A 15548-nucleotide genomic window follows, 5' to 3' on the forward strand; every position below is an offset into this window, starting at 1 on the left:
GCCGCGAGAGGAGAAAGACCGTGGATTTCCAGATCACCGGGGCCACCCGCCTCAACGTCATCGTCGGCGAGCCGATCGCGCAGGTGAAATCGCCGGGCGGCATGACCGCCGCTTTCGCCGAGCGTGGCCATGACGGCATCGTCGCTCCCGTCCGCGTCGCGCCCGAGCATCTCGAAGCCTTCCTCAAAGCCGCCGACCACCTGCCGAATCTCGACGGCATCATCGTCACCGTCCCGCACAAATTCACCTGCCACCGCCACTGCGCCAGCGCGACCGAGCGCGGCGATTTCCTCGGCGCGGTCAACATCATGCGCCGCCGCAAGGACGGCGCCTGGCATGGCGAGATGGTCGACGGGCTCGGCTTCATCGGGGCGGTCAAGGCCAATGGCGGGGAGCCCGCGGGCAAGCGCGCCTTGCTGATCGGCGCGGGCGGCGCCGGCTCGGCCATCGCGCTCGCACTCGTCGATGCCGGCGTCAGTGAGCTCGCGATTCATGACGCCGATACGGCCCGGCGCGACGAACTGATCGCGCGGCTGAACCGCAAGGGCAAGGCCAGGGTCTTTGCCGGCTCGCCGGATCCGACCGGCTTCGGCCTCGTCGCCAACGCCACCCCGGCCGGCATGAAGGCGGGCGACGCACTGCCGGTCGAGGTCGAAAAGCTCTCACCGGACACCTTCGTCGGCTGCGTCATCACCGTTCCCGCCATCTCGCCGCTGATCGAAGCGGCGCGCGCTCGGGGATGCCGGACTTCTACGGGCACGCAGATGTACCAGGCGCTGCAGAGCGCGATGGTGGACTTCCTGCTCGCCGGCGAGCGCATCGGCTGAGGTCGCCATGTTCACGACGCTGAAGGCCCTGCCCGAGCAGGGGGAATACGATCTCATCGTCGTCGGCTCGGGCGCCGCCGGCCTGTCGGCCGCGGTCTTTGCCGCGATCGAGGGCCGCTCCGTCCTCGTGATCGAGCGGACCGAGCATGTCGGCGGTACGAGCGCGCTCTCGGCCGCCACGACCTGGATCCCCAATTCGATGCACGCGGCGAAGGTCGCGACCGGGGACAGCCTCGAAAAGGTCTCCCGCTTCCTCGACGGCGTCGTCGGCAACCGCTCCTCCGCGCGCCTGCGCGACGCCTTCCTGCGCGCCGGGCCCGAGGCCATCGCGACGCTGGAGAGCCGCACCGACGTCCATTTCCGGCCCTATGCGACCCATCCGGACTATGAATCGGATGTCGAGGGCTCGACGCTGCGCGGCCGCGCCCTGGAACCGGTGCCCTTCGACGGGCGTCGCCTCGGCGCTGATATGGACCGCATCCGCCCGCCGATCCCGGAATTCACGCTGTTCGGCGGCATGATGATCGACCGGACCGATATCGGCCACCTGCTCAACCTGCGCAAATCCTGGAAATCGTTCCGGCATGCGGCCGGTATCCTCGGCCGTTACGGGGTGGACCGCCTGCACGGGCATCGCGGCACGCGGCTGGTCATGGGCAACGCCTTGATCGGCAGCCTGCTCCTGACCCTGAAGAAGCACGGCGGCACGGTGCTGACGGACGCCTCGGTGACGGAACTTCTAACGGGGTCGGCCGGCGTCAACGGCGTCGTCGTCGCGCAGGACGGCGCCCACCGTTCCATCGCGACGCGGCTCGGCGTCGTGCTCGCCTCCGGCGGCTATAACCGCCATCCCCAGCGGCGCGGCGAGATGCTCAATGCGCCCACGCCTGCCGTCAGCCCGGCCGCCCCCGGACATACCGGCGCGATGCAGGATCTCGCGCTGAAGCTCGGCGCGCGCTTCGGCGAAGGCAATCTCGACAACGCCTTCTGGGCTCCGGTCTCGACCCGCAAGCGGCCGGACGGGACGACCGCGGTCTTCCCGCATTTCGTGCTCGACCGCAGCAAGCCCGGCACCGTCTGCGTCGACCAGACCGGCCGCCGCTTCGTCAATGAATCGACCTCCTACCATCTGTTCAGCCGGGCGATGTTCGAGGCCAATCGCCACCGCCCGACGATCCCCTGCTGGATCGTCACCGATGCCGAGGGCCTGCGGCGCTACGGCCTCGGCATGGTCCGCATGGGCACGAAGAACCTGCAGCCCTTCCTCGCCGACGGCTATCTGATCGAAGGTGCGACGATCCCCGATCTCGCGGCCAAGCTCGCGATCGACCCGGCAAAGCTGTCGGAAACCGTCGCCCGGATGAACGAATACGCCCGCAGCGGCGTCGACCCCGAATTCGGCCGCGGCACGACCGACTACCACCGCATCAATGGCGATGCCTCGCGCGGCTTCCCGAACCCGACGCTCGGCCCGATCGCGACCGCGCCCTTCTATGCGGTCAAGCTGACGCCCGGCGATATCGGCGCCGCGACCGGGCTCGTCATCGACGAGGATGCGCAGGTGCTGGGCGAAGGCGACCGGCCGATCGGCCATCTCTATGCCTGCGGCAACGAGGCGAATTCGATCATGGGCGGCACCTATCCGGGGCCGGGCATCACGATCGGCCCGGCGATCACCTTCGCCTTCCGCGCCGTCCGCCATGCGCTCGGCCAGGGCGCGGACCGGCAAGCCACTCCGGCGCCGGAACGGGCTGCGTGATGAGCGAGGCGCTGCCGCAATCCTGCGACCTGCTGGTGATCGGCTCGGGCGCCGGCGGCCTCGCCGCCGCCGTCACCGCCGCCGCGCTCGGCCTCGACGTCGTCGTGGTCGAGAAGGATAGCCATTTCGGCGGCACCACGGCCTGGTCCGGCGGATGGATGTGGATTCCGCGCAACCCGCTCGCCCGGGCGGCCGGGATCGACGAGGACGAGGAGATCATCCGCACCTATCTGCGCCATGAGCTCGGTGCGGATTACGACGAGACCTTCGTCACCACCCTGCTGGAGCAGGGGCCGCGCATGGTCTCCTTCTTCCAGCGCGAGACGGCGGTCGATTTCGTCGACGGCAATCTCATCCCGGATTTCCATGGCAAGTCTCCGGGCGCCGGCACCGGCGGGCGTTCGCTCTGCGCCAAGCCCTTCGACGGGCGCGCGCTCGGCGCCCGCCTCAAGGATTTGCGCCCGCCCCTGGAGGAGGTGGCGCCCTTCGGCATGAATATTGGCTCCGGCGCCGATCTGCGCCATTTCCTCAATGCCACGCGCAAGCTCCCCTCCTTCCTGCATGTGCTGCAGCGCCTCGCACGGCATTTCGCCGATCGCGCAGGCCACGGCCGCGGCCTGCATCTGGTCAACGGCAATGCGCTGGCGGCACGGCTCCTGAAATCGGCCGATGATCTCGGCGTGACCCTGCGGACGAACACGGCCGCGATCGAGATGCTGCGCGAAGGCGACCAGATCGCCGGCGCCGTGGTCGAGTCCGGCGGACGGCGGCAGAGCATCCGGGCAGCGCGCGGCGTGGTGCTCGCGACAGGCGGCTTTCCCCACGATACCAAGCGCAAGGCCGAACTGTTTCCGCATGCGCCGACCGGCCGGGAGCATTGGTCGGCAGCGCCCTCCGCCAATACGGGCGACGGCATCAGGCTCGGCGAGGCGGTCGGCGGACATGTGGAGCCCGGCCTGCCCAATGCCGGTGCCTGGGCACCGGTCTCGCTCGTGCCGAAGCCGGACGGTTCCGTCGGCCGCTTTCCGCATCTGATCGAGCGCGCCAAGCCGGGCGCGATCATGATCCGCCGCGACGGCCAGCGCTTCTGCAACGAGGCCGATTCCTATCACGACGTGATGCAGGCGCTGTTCGCTACCACGCCGCCCGGCGAGCCCGCCGAATGCTGGCTGATCTGCGACCACGCCTTCTTGCGGCGCTATGGACTCGGCCGCGCAAGGCCCCGCCCCTTCCCGATCGGCCCTTGGCTCCAGAACGGCTATCTGCGCCGCGGCGACACGATCGAGGCGCTCGCCGCCGCCTGCAGCATTGACGGCGCCGGCCTGTCCGAGACGGTCACACAGTACAATCGCGAGGCAGAACAAGGCCGTGATCCCGCCTTCGGCCGCGGAGACACGCCCTATAACCGCGTGCAGGGCGACCCCGAGCATCGACCCAACCCTTGCGTCGGCCCGATCGGACCCGGCCCCTTCTATGCCGTGAAAATCGTCCCCGGCAGCCTCGGCACCTTCGCCGGGCTGAAGACGGATGCCTCGGCGCGCGTGCTCGACGGCGAGGGCGCGCCGATTCCGGGCCTCTATGCCGTCGGCAACGACATGTCGAGCATGATGGCCGGGCGCTATCCGGCCGGCGGCATCACGCTCGGGCCGGCCATGACCTTCGGCTACGTCGCCGCCCATCATGCCAGCGGCGTGCCGCTCGCCAACAACCGTTTCTGATGCCGGAGAGAGCCATGCGCTACGAAATCGCCACCTTGACCATCCGCCTCGGCAAGGCCGCCGCCGTCACCGCCGCGATCGACGCCGCCTTCAAGGCCGGTGAGGCGAAGGGAGAGCTCCATGGCTGCTGGGCGAGTGAGATCGGCACGCTGAACCAGATCATCCTCCTGCGCGGCTTCACGGACGAGGCGGAGCTGCGCCGGGAGCGCGAGCGCATCCTCGCCAGCGGCAACCCCTTCGGCTGCGGCGAGGATATCGTGACGCTCGCATTCGACAGCTACGCGCCCTTCCCTTTCCTGCCGCCGATCAAGCCCGGCCGTTACGGGAGCGTCTACGAGATCCGCACCTATATGCTGAAGCATGGCGGCGTGCCTCCCACGATCACCGCCTGGGAGGCGGCAGTGCCGGCTCGCGTCGAACTCTCGCCGCTCGTCATCGCGATGTATGCTCTCGATGGCCCGGCACGCTTCACCCATATCTGGCCCTTCGCCAGCCTCGACCAGCGCGCCGCCATCCGCGCCGATGCCGTGGCGAAGGGGCTCTGGCCGCCGAAGGGCGGCCCGCAATGGCTGACCGGCGAGATGTATTCGACGATCGCGCTCCCCACCGCGATCTCCCCGCTCGCCTGATCGGGAGCACAGGCCATGCCAACGATCTCGCTCGCCTATCTCACCAGCGTCCCGCTCAGCCCGCCCGACGCCATTCGTCTCGCCACCGACCTCGGCTACGACGCCGTCGGCCTGCGCGCGCTTCCCGCGGCTCCGGGAGGCGACGCCAGCCCGCTCATCGAAGATGCCCCATTGAGCGCAGAAACGCGCCGGGCGCTCGCCTCGGGCGTGCCGATCTTCGACGTCGAGATCGTCCGGCTGGGCGCGGATTTTTCGGTTGAGACCTTCCGGCCCTTCCTCGATCTCTGCGGCGAGCTCGGTGCGCGTGCGATCCTCGTCGCGGGCGACGACCCCGACGAAGCACGGCTGACCGCATCCTTCTCGGCCTTCTGCGAGGCCGCCGCCCCTTACGGCTTGACCGGCGATCTCGAATTCATGCCCTGGACGAAGGTGCCCGATGCTCGCTCCGCGCTGCGGATCGTCACCGCCGCGGCCCAGCCGAACGGCCGCGTGTTGGTCGATGCCCTCCATGCTGGTCGTTCTCAAACCACCCTCGCCGATATCGCCGCGATTCCCGCAGCGCGGCTGAGTTACGCCCAGATCTGCGACGCGCCGGGCGAGATTCCGGCGACCGACGAGGGGCTGATCCACACCGCTCGCCAGGCGCGGCTCCTGCCCGGCGAGGGCGGCATCGATCTCACCGGCATCTTCAGCCAATTGCCAGCCGAGCTACCGATCAGCGTTGAAATCCCCCACCTCGAACGCTCCGCGCAGCTCGGCGTCCGCGAATGGGCGAAGCAGGCCCTGGCCGCGACACGCATGGCGCTGGCCGCCCGCGACGTTGCGATGGCCAACGGAGCGTCACTGCGCCGGCCGGAGGCTGCGCTGTGAACGCGATCGACCTGCAGGGGCGCATAGCCCTGCTCAGCGGTGGTTGCGGCGGCATCGGCCGCGCTGTGGCCGAACGGTTTTCCGCCTCGGGGGCGACCGTCGTGACCTGGGACCTGGCGGAGGAGGCGGACGATCACGTCGACGTCACCGACGAGGGCGCAGTGTCGCGGGCGACAGCACGCTTGCTCGACCGGCATGGCCGTGTCGATATCCTCGTCAATTGCGCCGGTATCACCGGCCCCAATAGGCTGATCGAGGACTATTCCTTCGCAGATTGGCAGCGCACCGTCGACATCAGCCTGACCAGCACCTTCCTGTGCTGCCGGGCCATCGTGCCTACCATGCGGGCGCAGAACAGCGGCCGCATCATCAATCTCGCCTCTATCGCCGGCAAGGAGGGCAACGCGACGATGACGGCCTATTCGGCTGCGAAAGGCGCCGTCATCGCCCTGACCAAGTCACTCGGCAAGGAACTCGCGGATACGGACGTCCGTGTGAACTGCGTTGCGCCCGCGGTCATCGCCACGCCGATGAACCAGCAGATGACACCGGATGCCTATGCAGCGGTCGTTGCCAAGATCCCGCTGGGACGCCCCGGACGACCGGAGGAAGTCGCCGCGATGATCGCCTGGCTGGCGTCCGACGAATGCTCGTTTTCGACCGGTGCCTGCTTCGATCTCTCCGGCGGTCGCGCGACTTACTAAAAGTGCTTGATCCACGCATAGAACCGACCTTGTGGCCAGCTCTCGTCGCGATGTTCAGGATGGCTAGGTCAATGCGGAGACTGAAGATGCGACACATCCTCGGTCCGCTGCCTCCATAGGCTGAAGAGTCCCATTCAGGGCATCCCAACGCTCGCCCCTTTGTTCGGCGCTCTCCGGGTCAGCCTCTGCAGCAGATCCAGACCCGGGACCGTCGTGCCGCCCTGGCGCAGTGTCAGTCCGCCCCCTGAGAGAAAACGTCCCTTTGGGAAAACCTCGCGTAGGCGGGCATTGGCAGCCTCCGCGCGGGGCCGAGCGGGGCGCGACCGTTCTCGGAGCTATTGCTATCGAGCGTTCGGAGCAGAGCTCGCGTCTACGCTGAGAACGCGCCTTTCGATATGAAGGATCACCTCAAGGCGAGAGGCTACCGATGGTCGGAGGGGAGTGACGGAAGGCCGCGCGCCTGGTGGATAGAAATCGACGAAGAGCTCTAAGACGACGAGCTCCGTTACCTCTGTTCTGACAGTTACTGCTGGGAGGACGCCGAGCCACTGACGCGACGACTGACGGCTGTTGATCGGTTTCGGGCGTGATCTGTTGCGCCTCGAGGAGGCCGTCGTCCAAGGCCGCAGTCGGCAGCACCCAACAGGTATCCCGCGAAAGCGCGCTAAAGGGCTCGGACCTCAACGAGGTCGGGCGTAGGTCGAAATCTCTGCAGTTTGAACCAGGCCTCCGGCAGCCCGGCTTGCTCGATCATCAGCCGTCCGAGGCCTACCTTGTCGTCTGGTGCCTGCTTGTGCCAAGCCTCCAGCCGGTCAACATTCGCCGTGATACCGATCGCCCCGGCCATTTGTTCGGCATCGCGCCTGACTGCCGAGTTGGGCAGAACGGCACGAAGAAAGAGCAAATGCCTCGATAGATCAGAAGTTACATGGTCTGAGTTCGGCACGCCTTTGAGAACTTCGGAGTAAAGCGCTTCCCAAAACTCACCGGCGCCCGGGAGCACGAGTTCGAACGGCACAATCGTCAAATGCTCCAAGTCGTTTTCGAGTGCCGCGACTTGACGCCGTTGCGGTACCGGCAATGCTTCGGCGGGAGCGAACTGCCAAACCCGATCAACCAGATAGCGCTCCAGGTGACGCAACTCGTGAGCTTCAATTCGATGGTCGAGCTCGCCACTGACTACGACATGAGCGGCTCGCGAATTGGGATCGACCTTGGCAAATGAGCGGTTCCGAACGTCGAGGAACCCCGCTTCACTGGGAACCGGCCGACGCATTCTGACAAGGTAGCCTGATTGCCCCTCGATATATTTAGCAAGAGTCCGGGCCTCTTGGCTGACTCTAAGACTGGAATCGATCCGCACCCGTCATCCCCTACCGCGCGCGACCGCCGCGCTCGGAGGCATTGATAGGGCCGAAGCAATAGATGGTCGAGCCGGCCACCGTCTGCGCTCTATCGCCTCGATCCGCGTCAGCATCCCGCCACTTGTAGAAGCCGATCTCGTTCGCAAATTCGCGGCCGGCCGCCAACTCGACGTCCTCGAGGGACGATAGCTTGAAGTTTAGGCCGATAGGTGTCGCGGCCGATGGGCTTGGACACATGCCAGGCCGTGCGAAACTTGAGAGGGCTGCGCGATAGGCCCCCTGGCTCAACAGCCGTCACAGAGGCATCACCCAATGTGCGCCCGCAGATCGAGATCCTGTCTTTGGCGAATGCGGCGCAGGTCTATCAGCGAACGGAATCGAGCGACGCCAAATTTCGCATGGTTCCGATGATGGTGGTCCTCAGCGCTGATCCGTTGGCGCCCCAATTCCTGACATTGGAGGCTTGCCCGAAAGCGGACGCCTGCCGAGCACCCACCTGGAACGCTCCAAGGCAGGTGCCAGAAGCGATGCCGGAATCTGAATCATCGTGACTGGCTGCCTCCCCGCGTTGGAAAGGCTTCATCTCACCAGTGCAGAAGGCGTGGAAAGATAAGCGCGCCGAGCGCTGCACCGATTACGGTCGCTATAGTGTACCAGGTTGCGAGAAAGGCCGCCGTATCATCCGGGCAATGCAGGCTGTACGCGACAGTAGCAGGCCCAGCCGAGGCGAGGCCGGCAAAGGCCCCTGTCAGGACTCGATCTACCGGTGCGCCGCGGCGCGCCAGCAGCAGCAGCAGGATGAGCGGAAGCAGCGCGTACAGCGGCACCGCGATCCACAAGGAGCGGGGCCGCGATGAGCGGCAGGCGCCGCGACGGCTTCAGGCCCGGCCGCAGGCTGTTCTGGAACAGCACGAGCGCGATGGCCGCAACGCTCGCGCCGAACGCGGCCTTGGCGATGACCGGCAGCGTGGTCCAGGCGCTGGCGAAACCTGGCCTGGTGCCGAGCGTGAGCAGCACGAGCCCAACCGTGATCGCGAGTGCTGCGAGGGCACAGAGCCACGTCGCGCGGCGCAGCCAGCCGGCATCTCGGATGATGGCAGCGGCAGCGGTGCAGGGCAAGGGACGCAGGCCGAGTTGGCCCAGCTATGTCGAGCCCGCCGGTCTGTCTCGGATGCCGGTTCGTCGCTGAAATCATCGCTTTTGCAGAATATAGTGAACTGCTCAGCATCGGCGTCTCACGCCGCACATGGCAATCTTGCCCTAGCGAGGCGCGTGCATTTCTCCGATGGGATTTACCTCGATCGAAAGATCAATCTCGGTTCCTCCCCTTCAGACGCCATCGCAAATGGGCCGCCTATGCGGAGGATTGCTTATTGGGAATTCAGCACGCCACCGACTTTGCCAAAGTACTGGACCTTTGACTGTAGCTCTAACCGATTGCTTGGCTGGCAAGTGCGATACGGCGCGGACCGAGAGCCGATAGCGGCGCGAACGGCGTCCGTCCCAGCCCCATCGACGTGGCGCTGTCGTGGATTTGCATTCCGCTTGCAACCAGAAAGTTCGTAAAGGCGGCATTGCATGCTGGCGTGTCGGCACGCAGGAATCGCCCGGCATGCGCCTCGACATGCGGGCGCGAGACGACGATCGCATCATCCTCGCTCGCAGCGACGACAGGGCCGATGACATGCCCTCGGCCGAAAGGCCGGCACAGGGCAAAGGCGACGATCTCGTCATTGCGAACGAGGACGTACCCTCGCGACACCGGCAGCAAGGCCTGGAAGGCGACGGAGCGATCATGGCCGGTCGCGGCATGGTCGAGCCGCTGAAGGCTGTCGTGATCGCTCTCGGCGAGAGGGCGAACCAAGCCTTCCACCTTTGCCGAAGGCGCAACCAACCCGGGAGTCAGCGCTTCCAGCGTCGCCTCTCCCTGGCACCGCAGAATCCTCTGTTCGTAACCATATCCGAGCGAACGATAGAGCCGCTTTGCCTCTCGTGTCGCGTTGAGGCCGAAGACGGCCCCCATGTTCAGCTCATGCGCCTTTTCCATGAGCCAGCGGCCCGCGCCCTGCTCCTGCAGCCGAGGCAGGGTGATGAGCATGCAGACCATCGCGAAATCCGCGTCGTAGCGCAGCCACATCACAGTTCCGACCACCCGCCCGATCTCATCAACGGCGGCGAGCCCCTGCCCCAGTTCAAGCAGCATTTGCCAGTCGCTGTCCCGGTGCGGCCATCCCACCGAAACGGAAAGCGCATGCAGCAGCTTGGGATCGACCTGCTTGATGTCGCGCAAGGTGAGCTCGAACGTGTCGATATGCAGTCGAGCAATCGTCTCCAAAGCGCGGCCTCCGCCGTGTCCACGGCTCTGTCCGGCCATGGGATCCGGCCGGTTTACCGATCGGTTGTAAACCAATCTTGCAACAGGAAGCACCGTTCTTCCGGGGCATTTCGGCAGGGAAGTCCGTCAGACCGCGATGAAACGATCCGACCGCCGGCGCACCGCCCCTATCCTGTCGCGAGCGCAGCTGGAGCCGGAGCCGTCCGTGACGCCGGAAGAGATCCTGAAGGCATTGATCCGATTCCCCTCCGTGGTGGGGCAGTCCAACGCCGCCATCGCGGGCTGGGTCGCGCAGTATCTCGGCGACTTCGGCATCGAAGCACAGCTACTCCCCGGCCCGGAAGGCGACCGGGCAAACCTGTTCGCCACGATCGGCCCGCGCGATGTCGCCGGCCTCGTCCTGTCCGGCCATATGGACGTCGTCCCGGCGCAGGAGCCGCAATGGAGCGCCGATCCGTTTCAGCTGCGCGCGGAGGGCGACAAGCTGTTCGGGCGCGGCACGAGCGACATGAAGGGGTTTCTCGCCGCGGTGCTCGCGATCGTCCCGGCTCTGGTTGCCCTGAGGTCCGCCCGGCCAATCCACCTCGCCTTCTCCTATGACGAGGAGGCCGGCTGTCGTGGCGTTCCCCATCTCATCGCCCGGTTGCCCTCGCTCTGCGCCATGCCAGCGGCAGCCGTCATCGGAGAGCCGAGCGGGCTCCGGCCGATCCTCGCCCATAAGGGCAAGGCCGCCGCGCGCGCCGAGATTCACGGCCGGTCCGGCCATTCCTCCCGCCCCGATCTCGGTCTCAATGCCATCCATGCAATGGGGCGGGTGATCGCAGCAGCGGAAAAGGCTGCCTCGAAGCTGAGCGACGGCCCGCTCGATCCCGTCTTCGAACCGCCCTACTCCACCATCCAGATCGGCACGATCCGTGGCGGCGACGCGCTGAACATCATCCCGGAAAGCTGCATCGTCGAGATCGAGGCGCGCGCCATCGCCGGCGCTTCGCCGGCGGCCTTGCTCGAACCGGTTCGCCGGGCGCTCGAGGCCCTGAGGGTCGAGGGCTTCGGAACCAGCTGGCAGCCGATCGCCGGCTACCCTGCCCTGTCCCTCCCCTCCGATGCGCCGATCGCCCGCCTCATGACCCGGATCACGGGCGAAGCGCCTCTCGCGGCAGTGAGCTATGGCACGGAGGCCGGCCTCTACCAGGCTGCCGGAATCGACGCGATCATCTGCGGGCCTGGCGACATCGCCCGCGCCCACAAGCCCGACGAATACATCACGCGCCGCGAGCTTGCGGCCTGCGTCGGCATGCTCGAACGGCTCTGCGCGCAATTCGCGCAGGAAACACTCTGATCTCCCGATCTCAAGGAGCTCGCCTTGACCTTCCTTTTCAATTCGACTGACGAGCGGGCACGGGTGTTCGCAGCGCAGTTTGCCGAAGAGCTGCCCGATATCCGCTTCATCAGAACCAGCGATCCCTACGACCCCGCCGAAATCCGCTACCTGATCACCTGGACGGCGCCGGAGAATCTCGAGCGCTTCTCCAATCTGGAGATCCTGTTCTCGATCGGGGCCGGCATCGACCAGATGAACACGGATGGCTTGCCGGCCGAGGTCCTGGTCGTGCGGATGGTCGACGAGGGCATCACCCGGATGATGCAGGAATACGTCACGCTCGGCGTTCTCGCCCTGCACCGGCAATGGCCGCTCTACATCGCCCAGCAGAGAGCTGCACACTGGGAACCCTACGATCTCGTATCCGCCCCGGACAGGCGGATCGGCGTGCTGGGGCTGGGCATGATGGGGTCGGCGGTCATCGAGCGCCTGAAGCCCTTCGGCTTCCCGATTTCCGGTTGGAGTCGCTCGCCGCGGACGATCGACGGGATTCGCTGCCTTCACGGATCGGCGGGCCTTGCGACCCTGCTCGCCGAAACCGACATCCTGATCTGCCTGCTGCCGCTCACGCCGGAGACCGCCGGCATCCTGAACGCGGAACTCTTCGCGCAGCTGCCTGCCGGCGCCGGCCTCGTGCATGTCGGCCGCGGACAGCATCTCGACCACGCCGCCCTTCTTGATGCCCTCGACAGCAGCCATCTCTCGGCTGCCGTCCTAGATGTCACCGAGCCGGAGCCGCTGCCGGTCGATCATCGCCTGTGGAGCCATCCCAAGGTGATCCTGACGCCGCATATCGCCAGCAAGGTCGAGGCCGCGCCCGCCGCCAAGGCCGTGATCGAGAACCTCCGCCGTCACCGCTCCGGCCTGCCGCCGATCGGCCTCGTCGATCGCAGCCGCGGCTACTGAAACCCTTCACCCCCCACGAAAGGCTTCCCCATGTCCCTCCTCGTCAAGCTCGACCTTGCCCCGACCAGCGAGCCCAAGCATTCGAAGGCGGCCCCGGATCGCCTGATCTCCGGCGATCCCTCGTTCAAGACCTGGGCGCAGGACGAGTCCCGAGAAGGCACGGGGAAAGTCCGTACCGGCGTCTGGGAAGCGACGCCCGGCGAGAACCACTCGATCAAGGGCGAGATGATGGAGTTCTGCTACATCCTCTCGGGCGTCATAGAGCTGACCGAGCAAGGCCAGGCGCCGCGGACCTTCCGGGCCGGCGACAGCTTCGTGATGAAGCCCGGCTTCGTCGGCGTCTGGAAGACGATCGAGACCGTCCGAAAGATCTACGTGATCGTCGGCTGACGTAAGCGTACCGAAGAATCGGCCGCCCGGGACCTCGCAAACAGGATTTCCGGTCGGCGGGGCGGCCCTCACAGGCGCAAACTTCGGGCCGGGCGGAACTAGGCTCGGGAGACCACCATCCGGAGATACGCCGTGCCGCTGAGTTTCGATCCCGCTTCGGTCACGCTCCCGCGCGGCCATTTCATCGCCGGCGAATGGGTCGACGCTAGGGATGGCATTGATCTGCATCGCCCCTCCGACGCGATTGCCTTTGCCGCCTGCCCGATTGCCGATGCCGATATCGTCGACCGCGCCGTGGCCGCCGCCAAGGCAGCCCTCGCGCAAAGCGGCTGGGGACGGCTGGCGCCGCGCGAGCGTGCCCGCGCGCTCCACCGCTGGGCCGATCTCATCGAGGCGGAAGCGGAAACCCTGGCGCGGCTGGAGGCCATCGCCTCGACCCGGCCGATCTCCGAGCTGATGGCGGGCGACGTCCCCGTGACGGCCGAGCAAATCCGCTTCTTCGCCGAATTCGCCGATAAGGAAGGCGGCGATCTTGTCCCGACGGGCTCCGACAGCTTCGGCATGATCGCGACCGAGCCCTATGGCGTCGTCGGCGCCATCACGCCCTGGAACTTCCCGATCAACATGGCCGGCTGGAAGCTCGGCCCCGCGCTCGCGGCCGGCAATGCCGTCGTACTGAAACCATCCGAGATGACGCCGTTCGCGACGCTCTACCTGGCGGAGTTGTCGGTTCGGGCCGGATTGCCGGCCGGCTTGATCAACATCGTGCTCGGCGACGGTTGGACGACCGGCACCGCGATCACCGGCCATCCCGATATCGCCAAGGTCAGCTTCACCGGCTCGACTGCCGCCGGCGCCGCGATCATGGAAAACATTGCCCGCACCGGCATCAAGCCGATGACGCTCGAACTCGGCGGCAAGAGCCCACAGCTCGTCTTCTCCGACGCCGATCTGCCGCTCGCCGCCGCCGCCATAGCCCGCAGCATCCTCGGCAATGCCGGCCAGGCCTGCGTCGCAGGCTCGCGCCTGATCGTGGCGGAGAGCGTCGCGGAGGAGTTGGTCGACCTCATCGTCGAACGTATGCGCGCGGTCCGGCCCGGCCCGACCTGGGATGCGACGAGCGCCTATTCGCCGATCATCTCGGAGCGGCAGATCGCTCGCATGGAAAGCATCGTGGATGCAGCGGTGGCGGGCGGCGCCAAGTGCCGGCTCGGCGGTAAACGCCTAGACCGCGCGGGCTATTTCTATGCGCCGACCGTGCTGGAGGGCGTCGACGCCATCTCGCCTGCCGTGACCGAGGAAATCTTCGGGCCGGTCCTGACCGTCCAGACCTTCCGGGAGGAAGAGGAAGGGCTTGGGCTCGCCGATCATCCGACCTACGGGCTTTGCGCCGGCCTCTACACGCGCGACCTGTCGCGGGCGCTGCGCGCGATCAACCGCCTGCAGGCCGGCACCGTTTGGGTCAATCGCTACGGGCGCTCGCGCGACCACATCCTGCCGACCGGCGGCTACAGGCAGTCCGGCCTTGGCAAAGACCTCGGGCGCGAGGCCTATCTTGCGAACCGGAAATCGAAAAGCGTCCTGATCGCGCTGTGAGGAGCAAACCGTGACATCCTACAAGATCGCCCTGATCCCGGGCGACGGCATCGGCAGCGCCGTCATCGACGCGACCTGGGAGGTGCTGACCAAGGCGGCTTCCGGCGCGGGCTTCGCGCTCGACGGCACCAGCTTCCCCTGGTCCTGCGACTTCTACGAGGAGACCGGCGCGATGATGCCGGCCGACGGCATCGAGACCCTGCGCGGCTTCGACGCGATCCTGCTCGGCGCGGTCGGCTGGCCCAAGCGCGTGCCGGATTCGGTCTCGCTGCACGGGCTGCTGCTGCCGATCCGCAAGGCCTTCGTGCAATACGCCAATATCCGGCCGCATCGCCTGCTGCCGGGCGTCGAGGGTCCGCTGCGCGCGGGCGCCTTCGACATCCTGTGCATTCGCGAGAACACGGAGGGCGAGTACGCAGGAGCCGGTGGACGCGTCCATAACGGCACGGCCGATGAGGTCGCCGTCGAGACATCGATCTTCACGCGCAAAGGCGTCGAGCGCATTCTGCGCTTCGGCTTCGAGCAGGCTCGCAAGCGCCGCGGCAAGCTCGCCTCGGTGACGAAGTCCAACGCCCAGAAATATTCGATGGTGTTCTGGGACGAGATCACCGCCAAACTCGCGGCGGATTATCCCGATGTCGAAGTCGCGAACTACCACATCGACGCCATGGCGGCCCGCATGGTGATGGCGCCCGAGAGCCTCGACGTCGTGGTCGCCTCCAACCTCTTCGGCGACATCCTCACCGATCTCGGCGCCGCCATCCAGGGCGGCCTGGGCTATGCCGCCTCGGCCAACATCAATCCGGAGCGCGACGCGCCTTCGATGTTCGAGCCCGTGCATGGCTCGGCGCCGGATATCGCGCATCTCGGCATCGCCAACCCGATCGCCGCGATCTGGTCGGGCGCGATGATGCTGGAGCATCTCGGGCAGGCACAAGCCGCCGCAGCCGTGATGGGCGCCATCGAGACCGCCACCGGCCGCGGCATCGGCACGAAGCCGGGCGAGCACAAGACCACCGAGATCACGGCCGCCATCCTCGCGGCACTGAACTGACAGGAGAGCCGACAT

Annotated in this window: 13 protein-coding genes and 2 pseudogenes; 12 read left to right on the forward strand and 3 right to left on the reverse strand. The window is 66.8% G+C overall.

The features are described 5' to 3' along the window. Window positions 1-20: 20 nt before the first annotated feature. The 7 genes and pseudogenes from AC1DIN_RS19530 to AC1DIN_RS19560 form a co-directional block, all read left to right on the forward strand. Complete coding sequence (locus tag AC1DIN_RS19530; protein WP_476810993.1) at window positions 21-827, forward strand: shikimate dehydrogenase family protein; 807 nt, start codon at window positions 21-23, stop codon at window positions 825-827. 7 nt (window positions 828-834) lie between these two features. Continuing rightward, window positions 835-2586 carry an FAD-dependent oxidoreductase gene (locus AC1DIN_RS19535; protein WP_476810994.1) on the forward strand — a complete coding sequence of 584 codons (1752 nt, stop codon included), beginning with the start codon at window positions 835-837 and terminating at the stop codon, window positions 2584-2586. Further along, window positions 2586-4304: an FAD-dependent oxidoreductase gene (locus tag AC1DIN_RS19540; RefSeq protein WP_476810995.1), complete on the forward strand. Its 1719-nt coding sequence runs from the start codon at window positions 2586-2588 to the stop codon at window positions 4302-4304. Before AC1DIN_RS19535 ends, AC1DIN_RS19540 begins: the two co-directional genes overlap by 1 nt. A gap of 14 nt (window positions 4305-4318) precedes the next feature. Beyond that, window positions 4319-4933 carry an NIPSNAP family protein gene (locus AC1DIN_RS19545; RefSeq protein ID WP_441471894.1) on the forward strand — a complete coding sequence of 205 codons (615 nt, stop codon included), beginning with the start codon at window positions 4319-4321 and terminating at the stop codon, window positions 4931-4933. A gap of 15 nt (window positions 4934-4948) precedes the next feature. Then, entirely contained in the window at window positions 4949-5803 is an 855-nt protein-coding gene (locus tag AC1DIN_RS19550; protein WP_476810996.1) for a sugar phosphate isomerase/epimerase family protein, read from the forward strand. Beyond that, complete coding sequence (locus AC1DIN_RS19555; protein ID WP_476810997.1) at window positions 5800-6507, forward strand: SDR family oxidoreductase; 708 nt, start codon at window positions 5800-5802, stop codon at window positions 6505-6507. Before AC1DIN_RS19550 ends, AC1DIN_RS19555 begins: the two co-directional genes overlap by 4 nt. A 314-nt stretch (window positions 6508-6821) precedes the next feature. Then, window positions 6822-7097 (forward strand): annotated as a pseudogene (locus tag AC1DIN_RS19560) (3'-5' exonuclease); the annotation flags it as partial. 74 nt (window positions 7098-7171) lie between these two features. On the opposite strand, the gene AC1DIN_RS19565 reads toward AC1DIN_RS19560, so the two are convergent. From AC1DIN_RS19565 to AC1DIN_RS19575, 3 genes and pseudogenes are all read right to left on the reverse strand, one after another. Continuing rightward, window positions 7172-7870: a hypothetical protein gene (locus tag AC1DIN_RS19565; RefSeq protein WP_476810998.1), complete on the reverse strand. Its 699-nt coding sequence runs from the start codon at window positions 7868-7870 to the stop codon at window positions 7172-7174. A 585-nt stretch (window positions 7871-8455) separates the two neighbouring features. After that, window positions 8456-8888 (reverse strand): annotated as a pseudogene (locus AC1DIN_RS19570) (NrsF family protein). Between the two features lie 412 nt (window positions 8889-9300). Next, the gene (locus AC1DIN_RS19575) at window positions 9301-10299 is read right to left on the reverse strand and encodes a GNAT family N-acetyltransferase (RefSeq protein ID WP_476810999.1); all 999 of its coding nucleotides are present in this window, start codon (window positions 10297-10299) and stop codon (window positions 9301-9303) included. Between the two features lie 112 nt (window positions 10300-10411). On the opposite strand from AC1DIN_RS19575, the gene argE reads away from it, so the two are divergent. The 5 genes from argE (at window position 10412) to AC1DIN_RS19600 (ending at window position 15533) form a co-directional block, all read left to right on the forward strand. Next, window positions 10412-11545 carry an acetylornithine deacetylase gene (gene argE / locus AC1DIN_RS19580; RefSeq protein WP_476811056.1) on the forward strand — a complete coding sequence of 378 codons (1134 nt, stop codon included), beginning with the start codon at window positions 10412-10414 and terminating at the stop codon, window positions 11543-11545. Between the two features lie 24 nt (window positions 11546-11569). Then, window positions 11570-12493 (forward strand): 2-hydroxyacid dehydrogenase, encoded by a 924-nt coding sequence (locus AC1DIN_RS19585; protein WP_476811000.1) that lies wholly within the window; start codon window positions 11570-11572, stop codon window positions 12491-12493. A 30-nt stretch (window positions 12494-12523) separates the two neighbouring features. Then, complete coding sequence (locus AC1DIN_RS19590; protein ID WP_476811001.1) at window positions 12524-12883, forward strand: cupin domain-containing protein; 360 nt, start codon at window positions 12524-12526, stop codon at window positions 12881-12883. A 132-nt stretch (window positions 12884-13015) separates the two neighbouring features. Then, window positions 13016-14479 (forward strand): aldehyde dehydrogenase family protein, encoded by a 1464-nt coding sequence (locus tag AC1DIN_RS19595; protein WP_476811002.1) that lies wholly within the window; start codon window positions 13016-13018, stop codon window positions 14477-14479. Window positions 14480-14489: 10 nt separating this feature from the next. Continuing rightward, window positions 14490-15533 carry a tartrate dehydrogenase gene (locus AC1DIN_RS19600; protein WP_441471905.1) on the forward strand — a complete coding sequence of 348 codons (1044 nt, stop codon included), beginning with the start codon at window positions 14490-14492 and terminating at the stop codon, window positions 15531-15533. The last annotated feature ends 15 nt before the right edge of the window (window positions 15534-15548 follow it).

The sequence above is a fragment of the Allobosea sp. 05T438 genome, assembly GCF_056396025.1.